The following is a 3,211-nucleotide window of genomic DNA, read 5'->3' as shown; positions in this document are numbered from 1 at the left end:
GGGCCCGCCCTGCAGTTTCTGTAGGGTCTCTGGAACACTTTACCCTGCTAAAGCTGGCATAACAGCTAGAGTGAACGTCGTACAAAGGCAAGGAAAAATACCAAACAAATCGGTGAACGGTAGTTGTTCGCGCTCGCATTTCCTGCGGGTTTGTAAAAAACGCCTTTATGATATAAAAAAAGAAACATATAACAGCCCAGATGGAGAGGGTCGCTATGTTATCCTTCTCAAACGGGTGAAATCTTGGGTTTTGGGTTGTAGTTCCAAGGTGGACAAACGTTTTCCCTGCACCAACGTGTGGTGAAGAACGGAAGAAGCCGGTAGTGCAAGCCGAACATTCAAGAATTCAATAAGCAGCGGTGTGAGAGAGCGCCGCATTACACGTAACTAGGAGCGTGGTTACACAATGCAGGAGGCATGGGAAGGCTTCAAGGAAGGCATCTGGACGGGAGAAGTTGACGTCCGAGACTTCATCCAGAAGAACTACACCCCCTACGAGGGCGACGAGTCGTTCCTCGCCGGCCCAACCGAGCGTACCAAGGAGCTGTGGGGCGAGGTTCTCGACCTGCTGCTTAAGGAGCGCGAGCAGGGCGGTGTCCTCGATATGGACACCAAGACCGTTACGGGTATCGTGAGCCACCCCGCTGGCTACATCGATAACGCCCACCGCGAGAAGGAGACCATCGTCGGTCTCCAGACTGACAAGCCGCTCAAGCGCGCGCTGCACGTCAACGGTGGCATCCGCATCGCTTGCCAGGCTGCCAGCCAGCACGGCTATAAGGTCGACGAGAACGTTGTCGAGCGCTACACCTTCGAGCGCAAGACCCACAACGCTGGCGTCTTCGATGTTTACACCCCCGAGATGCGCGCCTGCCGCTCGGCCCACATCATCACCGGTCTGCCCGATGGCTATGGCCGCGGCCGCATCATCGGCGACTACCGTCGTGTTGCCCTGTACGGCGTCGACTACCTGATCAAGGACAAGGAGGCCCAGAAGGCTTCCACCCCGACGGTCATGACCGCCGACAACATCCGCGATCGTGAGGAGCTGCAGGAGCAGATCCGCGCCCTCGGCGAGCTCAAGATGATGGCCGAGACCTATGGTTTCGACATTTCCAACCCTGCTACCAACACGCAGGAGGCCATCCAGTGGATGTACTTCGCCTACCTCGCTTCCGTCAAGGAGCAGAACGGCGCCGCTATGTCCATCGGCCGTACCTCCACGTTCATCGACATCTACGCTGAGCGCGACCTTGCCAACGGTACCTTCACCGAGGAGCAGATCCAGGAGTTCGTGGATCACTTCATCATGAAGCTCCGCATGGTCAAGTTTGCCCGTACCCCCGAGTACCAGGCCCTGTTTACCGGCGATCCGCAGTGGGTCACCGAGTCCATCGGCGGCATGGGTGTTGACGGCCGTACGCTCGTTACCAAGATGAGCTACCGCTACCTGCACACGCTCGAGAACATGGGCACCAGCCCCGAGCCCAACATGACCGTTCTGTGGTCGACCCGTCTGCCCGAGAACTTCAAGAAGTTCTGCGCCAAGACTTCTGTCGCCAGCTCCTCGATCCAGTACGAGAACGACGACCTCATGCGCGTTTACCACGGCGACGACTACGGCATCGCCTGCTGCGTGTCCTCCATGCGCATCGGCAAGGAGATGCAGTTCTTCGGCGCCCGTGCCAACCTGGCCAAGTGCCTGCTCTACGCGCTCAACGGCGGTGTTGACGAGGTCTCCAAGAAGCAGGTCGGCCCCAAGTACCGCGCCGTCGAGGGCGATACGCTCGATTACGACGACGTTGTGGCCAAGTACAACGACATGATGAAGTGGCTCGCTGGCGTGTACGTCAACTCGTTGAACATCATTCACTACATGCACGACAAGTATTGCTACGAGCGCATCCAGATGGCTCTGCACGACAAGCACGTGCATCGCTGGTTCGCTACGGGCATCGCTGGCCTTTCCGTCGTGGCTGACTCCCTGTCCGCCATCAAGTACGCCAAGGTCCACCCCGTCCGTGACGAGAACGGCATCATCGTCGACTTTGAGACCGAGGGCGAGTTCCCCAAGTACGGTAACGACGACGACCGCGTCGACCAGATCGCTCACGACGTTGTGCACCAGTTCATGGAGTACATCCGCATGAACGACACCTACCGCAACTCCGTGCCCACGACCTCGGTTCTGACCATTACCTCCAACGTCGTGTACGGCAAGAAGACCGGTTCTACGCCTGATGGCCGCAAGGCTGGCCAGCCCTTCGCCCCGGGTGCTAACCCCATGCACAAGCGCGATAGCCACGGCGCCATCGCTTCGCTGTCTTCGGTTTCCAAGCTCCCGTTCCGCGATGCTCAGGACGGCATCTCCAACACCTTCTCCATCATCCCGGGTGCGCTCGGCAAGGAGGACCAGGTGTTCTTTGGCGATATCGACCTTGATCAGCTGGGCGAGTAACTATTGTTAGTGCTATACTAACAATAACGATTACTGATTAGTCCGCCGGTTTCGGCCGGCGCCTATCGATCGAAGGAGACACATTATGAAGGTTTCTGAAGTTTCCGAGACTCAGGCCGATAACCTGGTCCACATGCTCGACGCTTACGCCGAGAAGGGTGGCCACCACCTGAACATCAACGTCTTCAACCGTGAGACGCTGCTCGACGCTCAGGCTCACCCCGAGAAGTACCCGCAGCTGACCATTCGCGTTTCCGGCTACGCCGTGAACTTCCACACGCTCACCAAGGAGCAGCAGGACGAGGTCATTTCGCGTACCTTCCACAACAAGTTCTAAAGGGGTTTAACTCCCGCAGGATCGCCGGGGCTGTTTGGGCTACCTCCCAAAACGTCCTCGGACATGCAAGAAGCCCTCGCTGCGCACTTCGTGCGGCGAGGGCTTCTTGCGTCCTGACGCTCCTATTTGGCAAGGTGTTTTTTAGAATCCATTTTGCGCTCGGCCTCGAAGGCCCGCCTGTCCCAATCGAGCGGAAGCCCGGCCTCGACCCATGCCTCGTAGGCCCTCCTTATGGGCTTGAGCTCCCTTTGGCCCCTCTCCAGCATCGAGATGTACTTCTCGCTGGTGCCCAGTATGGACGCCGCCCTCACCTGGCTGACCCTCGCCGCGCGCCTTGCCGCCACGAGGGCCGACGCGTCCGCCGGCCTCCTGATCTCGTGCGGGTGCATCAGCGCCCGGTACGCCTCCCTGGCCAC

At 58.8% G+C, this 3,211-nt stretch carries 3 protein-coding genes; 2 read left to right on the top strand and 1 reads right to left on the bottom strand.

All coding sequences use genetic code 11. The annotated features are described in order from the left end of the window. Nucleotides 1-406: 406 nt before the first annotated feature. Both pflB and grcA3 read left to right on the top strand, forming a co-directional pair. Nucleotides 407-2,458, top strand: coding sequence for a formate C-acetyltransferase (pflB, locus tag DXC67_RS00990; protein ID WP_117637024.1), 2,052 nt, complete (start codon nt 407-409; stop codon nt 2,456-2,458). Between the two features lie 85 nt (nt 2,459-2,543). Beyond that, nucleotides 2,544-2,795 carry an autonomous glycyl radical cofactor GrcA3 gene (grcA3, locus tag DXC67_RS00985; RefSeq protein ID WP_055252439.1) on the top strand — a complete coding sequence of 84 codons (252 nt, stop codon included), beginning with the start codon at nt 2,544-2,546 and terminating at the stop codon, nt 2,793-2,795. Nucleotides 2,796-2,917: 122 nt separating this feature from the next. Here the strand turns inward: grcA3 and DXC67_RS10475 are convergent. Further along, nucleotides 2,918-3,211: hypothetical protein (locus DXC67_RS10475; protein ID WP_199410547.1), on the bottom strand; the 294-nt coding region annotated here is incomplete at its 5' end.

The sequence above is a fragment of the Collinsella sp. TF07-1 genome, from assembly GCF_003437235.1.
GTDB lineage: Bacteria > Actinomycetota > Coriobacteriia > Coriobacteriales > Coriobacteriaceae > Collinsella.
This window is presented reverse-complemented; position numbering and strand designations above follow the sequence as displayed.

What these genes read in the sequence shown, in the direction of transcription:
- grcA3 (WP_055252439.1), top strand. Translation starts at nt 2,544, where the DNA reads ATGAAGGTTTCTGAAGTTTCCGAGACTCAGGCCGATAACCTGGTCCAC.
- pflB (WP_117637024.1), top strand. Translation starts at nt 407, where the DNA reads ATGCAGGAGGCATGGGAAGGCTTCAAGGAAGGCATCTGGACGGGAGAA.